This window comes from Rhizobium sp. AC27/96 (assembly GCF_001692325.1).
Taxonomy (GTDB): domain Bacteria; phylum Pseudomonadota; class Alphaproteobacteria; order Rhizobiales; family Rhizobiaceae; genus Rhizobium.
In genome coordinates, this window is the sequence record NZ_LXKN01000001.1 from 1,252,135 (window position 1) to 1,267,942 (window position 15,808).

13 protein-coding genes are annotated in these 15,808 nt (G+C 59.2%); 3 read left to right on the forward strand and 10 right to left on the reverse strand.

Features of this window, described 5'->3' with window-relative positions; all coding sequences use genetic code 11:
- The first annotated feature begins 117 nt into the window (after positions 1-117).
- Positions 118-516: a polyketide cyclase gene (locus A6U86_RS06320; RefSeq protein ID WP_068387365.1), complete on the forward strand. Its 399-nt coding sequence runs from the start codon at positions 118-120 to the stop codon at positions 514-516.
- Positions 517-520: 4 nt separating this feature from the next.
- On the opposite strand, the gene A6U86_RS06325 is transcribed toward A6U86_RS06320, so the two are convergent.
- The 7 genes from A6U86_RS06325 to A6U86_RS06355 all read right to left on the reverse strand — a co-directional run bounded on the left by A6U86_RS06325 (position 521) and on the right by A6U86_RS06355 (position 7,804).
- Positions 521-1,135 (reverse strand): ABC-type transport auxiliary lipoprotein family protein, encoded by a 615-nt coding sequence (locus tag A6U86_RS06325; protein ID WP_068387368.1) that lies wholly within the window; start codon positions 1,133-1,135, stop codon positions 521-523.
- Positions 1,136-1,173: 38 nt separating this feature from the next.
- The gene (locus A6U86_RS06330) at positions 1,174-2,544 is read right to left on the reverse strand and encodes an MlaD family protein (protein ID WP_068387370.1); all 1,371 of its coding nucleotides are present in this window, start codon (positions 2,542-2,544) and stop codon (positions 1,174-1,176) included.
- Positions 2,545-2,553: 9 nt separating this feature from the next.
- The gene (locus tag A6U86_RS06335; RefSeq protein ID WP_068387373.1) at positions 2,554-3,417 is read right to left on the reverse strand and encodes an ABC transporter ATP-binding protein; all 864 of its coding nucleotides are present in this window, start codon (positions 3,415-3,417) and stop codon (positions 2,554-2,556) included.
- Positions 3,418-3,428: 11 nt separating this feature from the next.
- The gene (locus A6U86_RS06340) at positions 3,429-4,547 is read right to left on the reverse strand and encodes an ABC transporter permease (RefSeq protein WP_244509843.1); all 1,119 of its coding nucleotides are present in this window, start codon (positions 4,545-4,547) and stop codon (positions 3,429-3,431) included.
- 197 nt (positions 4,548-4,744) lie between these two features.
- Positions 4,745-5,962 carry an MFS transporter gene (locus A6U86_RS06345; protein ID WP_068387375.1) on the reverse strand — a complete coding sequence of 406 codons (1,218 nt, stop codon included), beginning with the start codon at positions 5,960-5,962 and terminating at the stop codon, positions 4,745-4,747.
- Between the two features lie 167 nt (positions 5,963-6,129).
- Complete coding sequence (locus A6U86_RS06350) at positions 6,130-6,969, reverse strand: UDP-2,3-diacylglucosamine diphosphatase (RefSeq protein ID WP_077468759.1); 840 nt, start codon at positions 6,967-6,969, stop codon at positions 6,130-6,132.
- A 79-nt stretch (positions 6,970-7,048) separates the two neighbouring features.
- Positions 7,049-7,804, reverse strand: a complete 756-nt coding sequence (locus A6U86_RS06355) for a glycerophosphodiester phosphodiesterase family protein (protein WP_158008733.1) — start codon at positions 7,802-7,804, stop codon at positions 7,049-7,051.
- Between the two features lie 226 nt (positions 7,805-8,030).
- Here A6U86_RS06355 and A6U86_RS06360 point away from each other — a divergent pair, with 226 nt between their 5' ends.
- Positions 8,031-10,343 carry an NADP-dependent malic enzyme gene (locus tag A6U86_RS06360; protein ID WP_068387383.1) on the forward strand — a complete coding sequence of 771 codons (2,313 nt, stop codon included), beginning with the start codon at positions 8,031-8,033 and terminating at the stop codon, positions 10,341-10,343.
- A 149-nt stretch (positions 10,344-10,492) separates the two neighbouring features.
- Positions 10,493-11,245, forward strand: a complete 753-nt coding sequence (locus tag A6U86_RS06365; RefSeq protein ID WP_068387384.1) for a hypothetical protein — start codon at positions 10,493-10,495, stop codon at positions 11,243-11,245.
- On the opposite strand, the gene A6U86_RS06370 is transcribed toward A6U86_RS06365, so the two are convergent.
- The 3 genes from A6U86_RS06370 to A6U86_RS06380 form a co-directional block, all read right to left on the reverse strand.
- Positions 11,235-12,980: an ankyrin repeat domain-containing protein gene (locus A6U86_RS06370; protein WP_068387385.1), complete on the reverse strand. Its 1,746-nt coding sequence runs from the start codon at positions 12,978-12,980 to the stop codon at positions 11,235-11,237. The genes A6U86_RS06365 and A6U86_RS06370 overlap by 11 nt on opposite strands.
- Positions 12,981-13,145: 165 nt before the next feature.
- The gene (locus tag A6U86_RS06375) at positions 13,146-13,973 is read right to left on the reverse strand and encodes a TolB family protein (RefSeq protein ID WP_068387390.1); all 828 of its coding nucleotides are present in this window, start codon (positions 13,971-13,973) and stop codon (positions 13,146-13,148) included.
- Positions 13,974-14,002: 29 nt separating this feature from the next.
- The gene (locus A6U86_RS06380; RefSeq protein ID WP_068388018.1) at positions 14,003-15,682 is read right to left on the reverse strand and encodes an NAD+ synthase; all 1,680 of its coding nucleotides are present in this window, start codon (positions 15,680-15,682) and stop codon (positions 14,003-14,005) included.
- Positions 15,683-15,808 lie beyond the last annotated feature (126 nt).

Genomic DNA, 15,808 nt, shown 5'->3' on the forward strand with positions numbered 1-15,808 from the left:
AAAAACGGCAAGCCTCCGCGAGCCGTGAATCGTCCCCTTTGCAGGACTGTGCAAGAATGTTGCGGGATCCACAGCAAACCGCCAATCCGTCCGGGTGATATAGGGGAGAAGACCATCATGTCGACCATGACCGCGAAGATCGTCCATATCCCTATCGAACGCGACTGGAGGGAAGTTTACGATTTCGCCAGCCGTCCGCAAAACATGCCACATTGGGCTTCGGGCCTTGCATCGGGACTGAAGCAGGATGGAGACGATTGGATCACAGAAGGCATTCTAGGCACCGCCCGCGTGCGCTTTGCGCCCAGCAACGATTTTGGTGTCATCGATCACATGGTGACACTGGAATCAGGACTGAAGGTCTACAATGCCTTGAGGATCGTGCCGAATGGAGAGGGCTGCGAGGTGATGTTCACACTGCTGCGGCTCCCCGGCATGACCGAGGAGCAATTTGCAGCAGACCGCGCGCATGTGCTGCGCGATCTCACGACGCTCAAAGATCTTATGGAGCTGTAGCCGCTTACAGAGAGCGCAATGTCCAATCGACAAGCTCGCTCGTCACGCCGGCAAATGCAGAATCCAGCGCGCGGACGAAATCGGGATTGCTGCCGCCGCTGACGGGAACGACCTTGCGGAAGATGTTCTGCGCCTTCACGGTGCCTGAGCGGTCGTTCAGGATCTTTTCCGAGATTTCGACGACAGCGCTCTTCTGACCGCCCGCGGCATTGATCTCGAATGAGCGAATGTCCGTGACGATCTGATAGTCGATCGCAAGGCCCTGCCCCGGCACGCCGACGCCGCCGAGCTTGCCGGTGTTCTCGAAGGCTTCCACCAGCTTCGACTGCACCATCTTGCTCAGCTTGTCGCTCCATTGCGATTTGCCGAGATACTGGATTTCCGAGGACGAGACACGGATGACGATCTGGTTGCTATCCAGCGCCTGCAGCGCCGTCGGCTGTGGAATGAGGATCTGGCGGTTCTTGACCGACGGACCGCTCGCCTTTGCCGAGGCGGAAAGATCGTAGGTGTCGTTATTGCCGGAACTGCCACAACCTCCCAGCAAGGCTGCGAGCAACGGCAACACGATCACAGCGCTCCACACCTGATGACGCTTACTCGACACGCAACCGACCATATTTCGCTTATCCCCTGGAGACCAGATATCGCTGTTCATCAATGCCGCGCGCGCCCGTCATAAGTCTTGACCGTATCACCACCGAAAATCAATCGCTGCGGATTCTTGTCGAAATTAGTGATTGTCGTATTCAGATTGTCAACCGTGCCCCGCATGTCGTTGATGAGGGTCTGGGCATCACGCAAGCCGCTGCTGGAAAACTTCTGCAGATTGTCGGCGATCGGCCCGATTCGGCTATTGAGATTGTCAGCCATCTTCTTGAAGGATTCGAGCGTATCCTTGGCCTCGGCGAACAGCGATTGCGTGCTGTCATTACCGAGCAGGGAATCGACCTTCGTGAGAATGCCGTCGACCTTGCCGGACGCGGCGTTCAGCTTGCTGGAAATATCCCGCGCATTGGCAATCGTCTGGTCGATATCCTGCTGATGAGCGGCAACCGAATTAGCCACGTCGCGAATGGAAGCAACGGCGGTACGCGCCTGCTTCGTCACGTCGGCGATGTCGTCAACCGACCCCTTGATCTTCGCCGGATCGATCTGCGCCACGATCGCATCGACACGATCCAGTGTCTGCTGCGCTTTCTGGCCGAAGCTATTGTAGGTGTCGGCGGTCTGCTTGAAGCTTGCAATAGTCGCCTTCAGATCGGTGGTGGCATCCGCGACATTGGCAGTGATCCTGTCGGCATTGGCGATGACGTCGTTGACCTTCTGGGCATCGACGGCACGCACCAGCTTCTCGATCGCATCAAGCGTCGAGTCGACACGAACCGAAACGGTTTTGAAGGTGTCGGACAGTTGCCCAACGCTTGCCAGGAACTTGTCGATATTGTCGGAATTGTCGGCGATCGCCTTGGAGAATTTCTGCGCATTGCGCACCGTATCGGTCAAAGGCCCGCGCGAATCCGAGACAAAGCCCTGAATGTCGCCGATCGTGTCATTGGCACGGTTCAGGATCTTGTCCGCCGTCGTCAAGAGGTTCGTGACGCTGGATTGATCGGCAAGCAGCACGGCGCGCTTTCCTGTGTCGACGGAGCGTTTGAGAATATTCTCGTCGCCATTGCGACCGCCGGAAAGCTCGATATAGGCAGCACCCGTCAGGCCCTGAATTTCAAGAATGGCCTTGGTGGACGTGTAAACCGGCGCGTCAGCACGCACCTGGGTAAAGGCGAGCGAATAGTTCGGATCATCAGCATCGATCGACAGGCCCTGCACCGAGCCGACCTGAATGCCGTTGAAGCGAACCGGCGAACCGACGCTCAAACCATTGGCAGAGCCGGGAATGCGAACCACGAGTTCGACCATCGGACCGCCGCGGCCATATTCGGCCATCCAGTAGACGAAACCGAAGGCGGCCGCGATAACAAGCAGCGTAAAGAACCCGACGATCGTATAATTGGCTTTGGTTTCCATAGTTTCCAGTCACTTCTCGCGGCTGTGGGCGCCTGCGCCGTTATCGTCTGTGTGCTCCCTGATGTCGTCCCGAGGCACAATCGAACGTGCGCGCTTGCCCTTGAAATAGGCCTGCACCCACGGGTCGTCGCAAGCGAGCATGTCCTCAACCGTCCCTTCCACCAATACCCGTTTCTGTCCGAGAACAGCAATACGGTCGCAGACGGAAAACAGGCTGTCGAGGTCGTGAGTCACCATATAAACGGTCAGGCCGAGCGTGTCGCGCAGCTTTGCGATCAATTCGTCGAACTCCGCAGCCCCGATCGGATCGAGCCCGGAGGTCGGCTCGTCGAGGAATACCAGGTCGGGATCAAGGGCAAGCGCTCTGGCAAGCGCCGCACGCTTGATCATGCCGCCGGAAAGCTCGGACGGGTATTTGTCGGCGGCATCGGCAGCCAGACCCACCATGCGGATCTTCATCAGCGCCAGCTCGTCCATCATGTCCTGTGGCAGATCCAGATATTCCCGCATGGGCACCTGGATGTTTTCCCGCACCGTCAGCGAGGAAAACAATGCGCCCTGCTGGAAGAGGACGCCAAGGCGCATATCGAGCCTGTTGCGGTCCTGTTCGTCGAGCTTGTCGTAGTCCTCACCGAGGATCTCGATCTTGCCCGAGCGGCGCGGCAGAAGCCGCAATACCGTGCGCAGCAGTACGGACTTGCCGGCACCGGAAGCACCGACGAAACCAAGAATCTCGCCGCGGTAGATATCGAGGTTCAATTTGTCGAGCACGACCTTCGAGCCGAAGGCGACGGTGACATCCTTTGCCGACAACACGATGTCCCTGCCACGCTCATCTTTTTCCAACGGGATTTCCGAGTGAAGTGCGCTCATCGTTAATGTCCTCAGAAATCGATCGCTGCATAGAATATGGCAAAAAGCCCATCCATGAGGATAACAACGAAGATCGACTTCACGACCGATGAGGTGACATGCTGGCCCAGCGATTCGGCGCTGCCGCCGACCTTCAACCCCTCGACCGCGGCCACGATGCCGATGACCAGCGCCATGAACGGCGCTTTGATCATGCCGGAAATAACAGTGGAAAGGCTGATCGCTTCGTGCAGACGTGAAACGAAGGTGGCGAAGGTGATCCCTGAATAGGCCCAGGTCACCGTGGCCGCGCCGAAGAGCGAAGCGAAGTTTGCAAGGATCGTCAGCAACGGCAAGGCGACGGTCAATGCCACCAGCCGCGGGAAGATCAGAACGCCGATGGGGTTCAGGCCCATGACCTTCAACGCATCCACTTCCTCGCGCATCTTCATGGAGCCGATCTCGGCGGTGATCGCGCTGCCGGAACGGCCGGCGATCATGATCGCCGTCAGAAGCACGCCGATTTCGCGCAATTGCAGGATGCCGACGAGATCGACGACAAAGACCTCGGCGCCAAAATAGCGCAGCTGGAATGCCCCCTGCTGCGCAATGATCGCGCCGATCAGATAGGACATCAGCAGAATGATGGGAACGGCCCTGACGGCCATGTGATCGATCTGATTGATGATCGAAGCCGGCGAGACGCCGCTACCGCGTCCGAATTTGAGCTGCGCGCCGCGAACAGCGGAGCCCAGTATGTACATGGCGGCAATCAGGTTGCCCCATAGCTCGTAAACTGTCTTGCCGATGGGCGCGAACAGCCGCTCGGTCCAGGGTCCCTTCGATTTCGCCCGCCCGGTTTCCGCATCTGGATCCTCGTCGAAGGCGGTCAACAGCTCATCAATATGCGGATTGGAGCCGTCAATCGTCACCGTGGCGCCATGCGCCTCCTGGCTCATCTTCAGACGCCGGATCAGCAGCGCGCCGGCCGTATCCACATCGGACAGGTCGGAAAGATCGATGACGACGTCACCGCCTGAACTCCGTTTCGAGAGCTGCTCGATCTTCCGCAGCACGCCGTGCACATTGGCGCTACGCCAATTGCCTTCCAGCCGATAGCGATGCCCACTGCCATCGGCCTCGTCATCGATCCTCGGTGCATCGGATTTCTGTTCGGCTACGTTCAAACTAATGCGTCTCTCAGATCTGGCATCACTAACGTCGACTCGGGAAGCCCGACACGACGCCGATGCTTAATACACCGACTGCACGGGAAATAGCTATGCTGCGCCGCGGCCAACATATGTCACGGCTTTTTGATATCCAAATGAATTTGTTCGCGTCCGCGTTACGATACGCCGCGCGCACCGCCACCCACCGCCGAACCTCCTGGCTGGAGGCCGCGTGCGAAGATGACCATGCCAAGGCCGAAAGCAGCCACCCCGGCCATGACGTAATAGCTGTCAATATCAAGCCACGCATAGAGATAGCCGGATGCCAGCGTCATCAGGCCAAGGAACATCCCGTTATAGAAATAATAGGCACCCTGGGCCGAAGCCTCCTGCGTTTCGTGGACCGAGGCGACGATGCGCCGCTGGATGCCGGTATGGACGCAGGCATAGGTGCAGGAATGGAAGCACTGCAGCAGGAAGTAACCAAGGAAGCCCAGATTCATCGGAAACAGGATCCAGCGAAGGACACACATGCTCGAGCCGAAAAAGATCAGCGTCCACGCGCTGAAACGCCGGCTCAGCTTCTTCGACAGGAAAAAAACCATCACTTCGGCCGCAACGCCGATGCTCCAGAGAACAGCGATTTCCGCTCCGGAGAAACCAAGCTTGCGCCAGTAAATCGACGCGAAAGTATAAAGCATCGCGTGGCTGGACTGCTGCACCGAGACGCCGATCATGGTGACGAGCAGCTTGGGAGACCGCAGGTTTCCGGTCGGGGGCTGCAGGTTGATTGGCTGGTTATGTCGGCGCGTCGGTCCGATACGTGGAGAAAACACACCCATCAGCATGGTAAGGATGAAGCCGGCGACCATGACGGGGAGCACCATCGTGCCTCCCCACATGCCGATCATCTGTCCGCCAAGAAGCGTCGAGAGGATGAAGGTGATTGATCCCCACACGCGCATCGAGCCGTAATCGAAGCCCCAGCGACGCACGCCCGACATGGCAATAGACTCGACCACCGGCACATAGGGCGCATAAGTCGCGCCCTGGATGCCGTAGACGAGCAGAACAGGCCAGAAATCGCTGGTCCAGTAAAGCGCGATCGCCGTCAGCAGCGACAGACCGCCGGACCAGAACAGCACATCGGCGCGTTCCTTCATGTGATCGGCGAGGCTGGCGATAATAGGCGTTACAAGGACGCGCACGACCATGGGCACGGCAATCACGAGACCGATCTCGTGGTCGCTGAAATTCAGCCCCGCCAGCCAGACGGGGAAAAACGGCAAGGCGATCCCGTTGACGAACAACGGTGCACAATAGGACAAGGCAGTGCGCAAACGGAAATACGGGGGCGCACCCTCGCCCTGCGAGGACTTTATGGCGGGAATCATGACAGACCTGAAGGGAACTGATTTGTCCCTATCACTCTATCGTGAGTACGACTATGGCGAGAAATGGCCAAATCGTAACGTTTCGGAAAAAATCCGAAGCTTCCGGGCTTTCCCGATGATCAATAATTATGACAGGCTATTATTAAGCTCGTGAGGCGGCCTCTAAATCAGGCCGCCTGGGCTCCCAGCGGCTGGGGCAATTCTTCGACCGAGGCGCCTGCGGCCTGCGTCTCAAGAATTGTCTGCCAGGTGATGAGCTCGAACGTGCCGTCCTCATGCTCGGCGATCGCCGTGCAGCTCTCCACCCAGTCACCCGTATTGATGTAACGAATGCCGTCGAGATCCTCGATGACGGCATGATGGATGTGGCCACAGATCACGCCGTCGGCATCGTTTCGCTTGGCTTCTTCGGCAACGACACGCTGGAATTCGCCGATGAAGTTGACGGCATGCTTTACCTGCAGCTTCGCCCAGGCCGAGAACGACCAGTAAGGCATGTTGAGGCGACGGCGCACGGCAGCGAGGCCGATATTGATCAGGATCGCCATGTCGTAGGCCCAATCGCCGAGATAGGCGAGCAGGCGGGCATTGCGGACGACGACGTCGAATTCGTCGCCATGCAGCACGAGATATTTCTTGCCGTCGGCAGTCTCGTGCATGGCGCGTTGCGCCACTTCGATGCCGCCGAAGTGCATGCCGGGGAAATCACGGAGGAATTCGTCGTGATTGCCGGGGATATAGACGATGCGCGTGCCTTTGCGCGCCTTGCGCAGAAGCTTCTGGACCACATCATTGCAGTCCTGCGGCCAGTACCAGTTTCGCTTGAGGCGCCAGCCGTCGACGATGTCTCCAACGAGGAAGATCGTATCGGCTTCGTGGTGGCGTAAAAAATCAAGCAGAAAGTCCACCTTCGCGGCTTTCGAGCCAAGGTGCACGTCAGAAATGAACAGTGTTCGGAATCGCCGGGTGTCCATGTTTTCATTCACGAACTTATGTCCGTGCCCTATCCTACCTTGCCTATTCCAAAACCAGACTCGTGTTGCAGGAAGATGACAAACCCTGTGTCTGGCGGCTTATCGGGGCAGATCAGCCGCGTTTGGCCGCGATGGCGAGATCCGGTCTATCGGTTGTAAAACTGGTGACACCAAGGCGAAACATCATGCGCGCCGCCTCACTCGTATGCGCCGCCCAGCCATGCACCGCCACGTCGTTCGCCCGAAAAAAGTCCATAACCTCGGCATCCAGCGCGTCGGCGCGCACGGCGATCTCGCGCACGCCTGAGGTACGCAGAGCAGCAACGATCCCACGCCAGCCAAGCTGGGCCACCGTCTGCGGCGAGCAAAGAAAGATGAGGCCGAGCAATTCGCCGGCGTTCAGGCCTCGCTCATCGAGTGCAGCAACGAATGCCTGAAGACGCGGCAGCGCGAAGCTTGTCACCATCGTCCGCGCCAGCATCCCCGTCGACATCAATTCGACGACAATGCGGCCTTCCATTCCCTCGTAGGGCTTGCCGTCCAATCCGGTCTTGATCTCCAGCCGAAGATCGATCGCGGACGGACCGAAAATGTCGATGGTTTCCGTAAGGGTGGGAATGGTCTCGCCGCCGCTCCCGATCACAATGTGGCGCGCCAATTCCTCGTAGGTGAGATCGGCTATCGCGCCCTTCCCGTCCGTCATCCTGTCGATCAACGCGTCGTGATGGACGACGAGCTTGCCGTCGCGCGTCTGATGAACATCGAATTCGACAAGATCGACGTCGAGCTTGGCTGTTTTCGAAAAGGCAAACCTGGTGTTTTCAGGCCACAGATGCGCGCCGCCGCGATGGGAAACAATCATAGTCATGGGAGATCCTCTGCCTGTGGATCTCATAATCCCGTGCGGTGAACCCCTTATGACGCCGCAGCCCACCGGCCCGGCTTGCGACAAGGCGCCGCTGCGGCGGCAGTCGGAACCGGCGATCAGGACTTTGCCGCTGCAAAAACGCTTTGTGACGTCAATTGCATACTGTGAACGCCAAACGATTGTTGTATGGAGGGACTCAAGCGCAGGCAGGAATGGAGACCGCGAGATGGATACGCACGATACTTCGAAGGCAGCCAAGAACATGGCGAGTGGCGATTTCGACGAACAGGCGCTCTATTTCCACCGCTATCCCCGCCCCGGCAAGCTTGAAATCCAGGCTACCAAGCCGCTCGGCAACCAGCGCGATCTCGCGCTTGCCTATTCTCCAGGTGTTGCCGCACCCTGCCTCGCCATCCGCGACAATCCGGAAACGGCAGCCTATTACACGTCCCGAGCCAATCTCGTTGCCGTTATTTCCAATGGTTCGGCAGTGCTCGGCCTCGGCAATATCGGCCCGCTCGCCTCCAAGCCCGTGATGGAAGGCAAGGCCGTTCTCTTCAAGAAATTTGCCGGCATCGATGTGTTCGACATCGAAGTCGAGGCTCCCACAGTTGACGAGATGGTCAACACGATCTCGGCACTCGAGCCGACCTTCGGCGGCATCAATCTTGAAGATATCAAGGCGCCGGAATGCTTCGACGTCGAGCGTCGCCTGCGCGAGAAGATGGAAATCCCCGTTTTCCACGACGATCAGCACGGCACCGCCATCATCGTCGCCGCCGCCATCCTCAACGGATTGGAGCTGGCCGGCAAGAAGATCGAAGACGTCAAGATCGTCGCGTCCGGCGCCGGTGCCGCAGCACTTGCCTGCCTCAACCTGCTCGTCATCCTTGGCGCCAGGCGCGAAAATATCTGGGTCCACGATATCGAGGGACTGGTCTACAAGGACCGCAACGTGCTGATGGACGAATGGAAGTCCATCTATGCTCAGGATAGCGACAAGCGCGAGCTTGCCGAGTCGATCCCAGGCGCCGACGTTTTCCTTGGCCTTTCCGCAGCAGGCGTGTTGAAGCCCGAGCTTCTGGAAAAGATGGCGGAAAAGCCGCTGATCATGGCACTCGCCAACCCGACGCCGGAAATCATGCCTGATCTCGCCCGTGCTGCCCGCCCCGACGCAATGATCTGCACCGGCCGCTCGGACTTCCCGAACCAGGTGAACAACGTTCTCTGCTTCCCCTATATCTTCCGCGGCGCGCTCGATTGCGGCGCCAAGACGATCAATGAGGAAATGAAGATGGCAGCCGTGCGCGCCATCGCTTCGCTTGCCCGCGAAGAGCCTTCGGATGTAGCCGCCCGCGCCTACACAGGCGAAACCCCCGTCTTCGGGCCGAACTATCTGATCCCCTCGCCCTTCGATCCCCGCCTGATCCTGCGCATCGCGCCTGCCGTGGCCAAGGCCGCTGCCGAAAGCGGCGTGGCGCTGCGCCCGATCACCGATTTCGATGCCTATATGGACGAGCTCAACCGCTTCGTCTTCCGCTCCGGCTTCGTCATGAAGCCGATCTTCGCCGCCGCGAAGATTTCCGAGCGCAAGCGGGTGGTCTTCTCCGAAGGTGAAGACGAGCGCGTGCTGCGTGCCGCGCAGGTATTGCTTGAAGAAGGCACGGCGGCGCCGATCCTGATCGGCCGTCCCTCCGTCATCGAGACCCGCCTGAAGCGCTACGGCCTCAAGATCCGTCCGCATACCGATTTCGCCGTGATCAATCCGGAAGACGACCCGCGCTTCCGTGAATATGTCGAGCTTTACTTTTCGCTCGTCGGCCGCAGCGGCGTGATTCCCGAGGCAGCCCGGACGATCGTTCGTACCAACACAACGGTCATTGGCGCGCTTGCCCTCAAGCGCGGTGAGGCCGATGCGATGATCTGCGGTCTGGAAGGCCGCTATGAGCGCCACCTGCGCATCGTCCGCCAGATCATCGGCAAGCGGCCGGATGTCCGGGATTTTTCGGCATTGAGCCTGCTCATCTCGCAGCGCGGCGCAACCTTCTACACCGACACCTATGTGACGTTTAATCCGAGTGCTGAGGAAATCGCTGAATCGGCGGTGTTGGCGGCCGAGGAAATCAAGCGTTTCGGCATCACGCCCCGCGCCGCGCTCGTTTCACATTCCAACTTCGGCTCGCGGGAATCGGAAAGCGCCACGAAGATGCGCAGTGCCCTTGCACTCGTTCGCGAAGCAGCACCCGAACTCGAAGTCGATGGCGAAATGCATGGCGACAGCGCGATTTCGGAGAGCCTGCGTCGCCACGTCATGCCCGACAGCACGCTCTCGGGCGAAGCCAACCTGCTGGTCTTCCCCAATCTCGATGCCGCCAACATCACGCTCGGCGTCGTCAAGACCATGACCGATGGTCTGCATGTCGGGCCGATCCTGCTCGGCACGGCCCTTCCCGCGCACATTCTCTCGCCTTCGGTCACCTCGCGCGGCGTCGTCAACATGGCGGCCCTGGCCGTCGTCGAAGCATCGCAGCTGGCCTGACGAAACCCTTCCTTGCGGCCGCTCGCGCGTGGCGGCCGCAAATTAAAAATTGCTAAAATTCACTCGAAATCGATGCGTCTTGATGGATACGTTGTTAAGCTCCAAAGTATAGCTTCCAACGAAATCAACCCGCTTTCGAGAGCAGATACGTGAATCGCGGCACAAACCTAATTTCCATCGCCCTGCTGTCCCTGCTGACGGCCACGCCCAGCTTCGCACAGGCCAATCTATGCGATGAATTGCGCGGCCGTTATGCCGACACCACCGAAGTCATCGGTGCCAGCCAGGAAACACGCCGGCTTTCGCGCGCAATCGTCCAGCAGAATTTGATGATCCGCCGCGTGATGAGCGATCTGCGCAATCAGGGCTGCGTCGCAGACAGCGGCATCGTCATTTTCGGCGATAATAATTCAGGCATTTGCGATGATATGAGAAGCTCGCTCGACGGGATGCGGCACGATCTCGGACTGCTGATGGATCAGCGCGAAGACAGTGTCGGCCGCATCGATGCAGCCGGCCTGCAACGCCGGCAATTGCTGGACACGATGCAGAGGAATGGCTGCAGCCTGCCGGCTTCGGCAACGCCGGATGTCGTTATCGACACCCGGACGAAGCTCGATGCCTATGCGCCGGAACAGCAATCCCTGGCGCAACCGGATAGTTCGATCACCGTCATCGAGACACCGAGGCTGCAGAAAGATTCCAGTCTGCAGCAGAAGCAGTCGCCTGCGCCGAAGGCACCGGTGGTGACGCAGGCCGAGCCGCAAAAATTCCCGCCCGATCGACCCTACGATCCCTCAGCCAACAAGGTGCGCCAGGTAGGGCCGCAATTCCTTGCGACCGACCACGGCGATATCGACCTCAAACATCCGAAGGAGGCCGGACCCCAACCTATGCAATAGGCGGCCTTAGCGCGGCGATGATGAATTCGTCTCCCGTATCCTGCGCAAGGTCCCGATAGGATCTTCCTGAGACATCCCTGATCGAGCGATCCGCGCCATGCTCCAGCAAGAGGTGTACAGCATCCGCACGCCGATTGAGGATCGCAAGGCCCAGAGGCGTCATCCAGTCACGATCGGCGCTCGGCTGCCCATGCGGTCGGAAATCGCCAAAGCGAATATCCAGTCGTTCCGGATGTCTCTCAAGAATATCTCTCAGCTGTTCCAATTGGCCAAAAGCCGCAGCCGCGAAAATATCGAGCGGATAGGCTTTCAGAAATTCGACCGTCTCTGATTTTCCGTTGTATTCAGCCCAGCCGATCGCCGGCGCATAGAAATACGGATCGCGAATAGTGGTATCGGCCCCGTGCTCGATCAACAATTTCGCCATTTCGATATGACCGTGAAGTGCCGCCTCATGCAGCGGAGTACGGCTGGTCATGGCATTGACGTCGAGACCAAGCTCCAGCATTCGGCGGACGCCTTCAAGGTCGTTTTCGCCGGCAGCGTCGTGCAGCATGGCGGGATGAGCCTTCTGTATCGCCGCCGCTATGTCGAGATCGCTCCCGCCTGGCGTTTGCTGGAAAACGCTCTTGATTTGCTGGGCGTCAATGTCGCCAGTCTTGACCTGGATGTAAGCCCAATCCTCTGGCTTCAGGCGAACCGCTATCGCGCCCTTCTGCACAAGATAGGCCGCCAGTTCGCTGTCGCCACCAAGCCGCGCCCATTCATAGGGCGTTCTGCCGTTGACGGGTCTACTGACGTCAGCCCCATGCTCCACTAGCAACCGAACGCGCTCACCCATACGATGCTCCAACGCCCAGCCCAGCTGATAGTCGAACACGGTCTGCGAATTTGCGACAAATTTTCCGTCTTCACGCACCAGCCAATTGTTCCTGGCGTCAGCCGAAAGACCATATTCCAGCAGCAGGCTCAGGCAGGTATTGTCCGGCTCGAACATGCGGTTGTAGAGCGCCTGGCTGTCATTGGCTTCAGCGCCCGCCTCAAGCAACAGCCGTGCAAAGGCCTCGCATTCCGGATGCGGCGGCTGGCGATCCTTTCCCGCCTCGCCCTCGCCGAAGACGCCGGTCAGGACCGAGAAGCGATACTGGCCGCCATCAAGGAAGAAGGCGTTCACGTCGGCGCCGCGCCGGACGAGTTCTCTCGCCGCTAGCAGGCTGGAACGCCCGGGCAAGCGGGCATAGGCCGCATACATCAGCGGCGACCAGTCGTAAGGGCCGCCCTTGCGGTCGAGAAGTTGCGGTTGACGATCGAGCCAGCGGCTCACGGCAGCGGCATCGCCGAGCACGGCAGCAATATGGATATTCTCGCCGGCAATCTCCGGATTTGCCTCCAGCAGTTGCAAGGCCTCATCGAACCGAGCCGGATCAGCCGCAATACTGCCGAAATAGGAAACCGTTGCGAGCGAAAGGAAACGGTTGGCAAGTTGATCTCGCGGAACCTGTCTGCGGTCTCCGGTCTCCAGATGGGCCTTGAGCTTCGTCCAGCTGGAGAAGCCGAATTCGCGGGCGAGCACAAGCTGTATGTCCTGCAATCCGACGCCGGCACTATCAGTGAAATACGGCTCGACGCGGCTTCGCGCGGAAGCATCTCCGGATTGAACGGCCTTGAGGAAAGCCTTGGCCTGCTTTTTCAGGGAATCGAGTGTGGCGGTACTCGCCAAAGAGCGCGTGGTCACGATAGACCTCCTTCCATTTACGTCCGGTATCCGCGCCCACAGACTGAAAAGAGGTGTGGCAGTCTCACATTCTATGTATCAGGTGGGCCTTGCCCTTCCCGCGGATCGGATGCGCCCTGAGAACGAGCAACATCTATCGCGGCGGTTGCGATCTGTCCAGAGGGGTCAAACGGGCTCGTAACGGACGTAGGCGAACTCATCACCATCCGGTGACCAGTTCGGCACATTGATGCTGCCCTGCCCGCCAAAGAGCTCGAACAGCGTCGTGAGATTGCCGCCATCCATATCCATCAACCGCATCCGGACGTTGAGATCACGCGGATGGTCGAAGACATCGGGATCGTAGGAGATCAAAACGACCTTGTCATTCTTCGGCGATGGATGGGCAAACCAGTTGCCGTAATTGTCGTCGGTCAGTTGCTGCAAGCCTGTCCCGTCGGGATGGATACGCCAGATCTGCATGAGGCCGGTACGGCTGGAGTTGAAATAGATCCACTGCCCGTCGAAAGAAAAATCAGGCCCGTCATTGCGGCCCTCGCCATGCGTCAGCCGCGTCTCCTCGCCGCCATCGACCGCGATCGTGTAGATATCGAAGACATCATTGCGAATGCCGCAATAGGAAAAACGTTGCCCGTCGGGCGACCAGCCATGCCAGTAGGATGGCAGGTTGCTCGTCACCTGACGCGGCGTGCCGCCTTCGGCCGGCAGCACATAGATGCAGGATTTGCCGTGCTCGGTCTTGTCGGAAATCGCGATCAACGATCCATCCGGAGAAATCCCGTGATCATTGTTGCACCTCTGGGCGAAGCCAGTATCGACGCGATCGAGCACGCCATTGCCATCCAGCGGCAGTCGATAAAGCAGCCCATCGCCATTCAGCAGCAGATAGCGTCCGTCAGGCGAATAGTTCGGCGCCTCGATCAGCTGGTCCGTCTGCCAGACAACCCGGTTCGCTCCCGTGCGAATATTGTAGATCTCGACCGAGCTGCGCATTCTTCGTCCTTTGTCGCCGGGTGTCGCGATCAGCGATCGCGGAACCGATTGGTGATCGGATAGCGGCGGTCACGGCCGAAATTCTTCTTGGTGATCTTCACGCCCGGAGCCGACTGACGGCGCTTGTACTCGGCGAGATAGAGCAGATGCTCGATGCGATGCACCGTCGTGACATCGTGCCCGCGCGCCACGATCTCCTCGACCGACATTTCCTTTTCCACCAGGCATTCGAGGATATCATCGAGCGCCGGATAGGGCGGAAGCGAATCCTGGTCCGTCTGGTTCGGCCTGAGTTCGGCGGAAGGCGCCTTGTCGATGATGTTGTAAGGGATCACCTCGCCCGAGGGGCCAAGCGCGCCCGGCGGCACATGCAGGTTGCGCCAGCGCGACAGCGCATAGACCTGCATCTTGTAGAGGTCCTTGATCGGGTTGAAGCCGCCGTTCATGTCGCCATAAAGCGTGGCATATCCAACCGACATTTCCGACTTGTTGCCGGTCGTCACCACCATCGAGCCGAACTTGTTGGAGATCGCCATCAGAATGGTGCCGCGCGCACGGCTCTGCAGGTTTTCTTCGGTGATGCCGCTCTCGGTGCCTTCGAACAGATCGGACAAGGCCGAGGTAAAGCCGCCGACGGGCTCCTCGATCGGTACGATATCATAGCGGCAGCCGAGCGCCTTGGCGCAATCGGCCGCATCCTTCAGCGAGTCCTCGGAAGTATAGCGATAAGGCAGCATGACGGTGCGCACACGCTCTTCTCCGAGCGCATCGACGGCAATCGCCGCACAGATCGCCGAGTCGATACCGCCAGACAGGCCGAGAACGACCGATTTGAAACCGTTCTTGTTGACATAGTCACGGAAGCCCAGCAGGCAGGCACGATAATCAGCCTCCTCACCTTCCGGAATATGCGCCATCGGCCCTTCGGCGCAGTGCCAGACGTCGCCGTTCTTCTTCCAGGTTGTCACCGCCAGCGCGGTCTCGAACTGGCTCATCTGGAAGGCCAGGGTCTTGTCCGCATTGAAGCCGAAGCTCGCACCGTCGAAAACCAGTTCGTCCTGACCGCCAACCTGCGCAGCAAAAATGAGCGGCAAGCCTGACTCGATTACCTGCCGCAACGCGACCTGATGACGAACATCGACCTTGCCGCGATAGTACGGCGAACCATTCGGGACCAGCAGGATTTCTGCACCGCTTTCGGCCAGCGTTTCGCAGACACCGAGATCGTTCCAGATCTCCTCGCAAATCGGAATGCCAATGCGGACGCCGCGGAAATTGACGGGACCCGAGATGGTGCCTTCGTCGAAGACCCGCTTTTCGTCGAATTCGCCATAGTTCGGCAAGTCGACCTTGTCCCTGACAAAGATGACCTTGCCACCATCGAGCACGGCCACGGAATTGTAACGGCCGGTATCATCCTGCCTTGGCACGCCGACGATGACACCGGGCCCGCCGTCGGCGGTATCGGCGGCAAGGCTTTCCACCGCTTTCCAGCACGCACGGATGAAGGCCGGCTTCAGGACCAGGTCCTCCGGCGGATAGCCGGAAATGAACAGTTCCGTCAGCATGAGGAGCTGTGCACCCTCGCGCGCCGCCTCGGCCCGCGCCTCGCGCGCCTTGGCAAGATTGCCGGAGATGTCGCCGACCGTCGGATTGAGCTGGGCGACGGCGATGCGGATGGTGTGAGTGATCGGGCTTTGCTCTGTCATGCCATACATTTAGCGATGGCCTCCTCCTTCCGCAACCGCCTTCGTTCGCCTGCACGCATCAAAGATCGCGCTACGCGCATAGGCGGTATTTTTACCCGGAAAAGTACCAAGCTTGCCTTGCGGTTC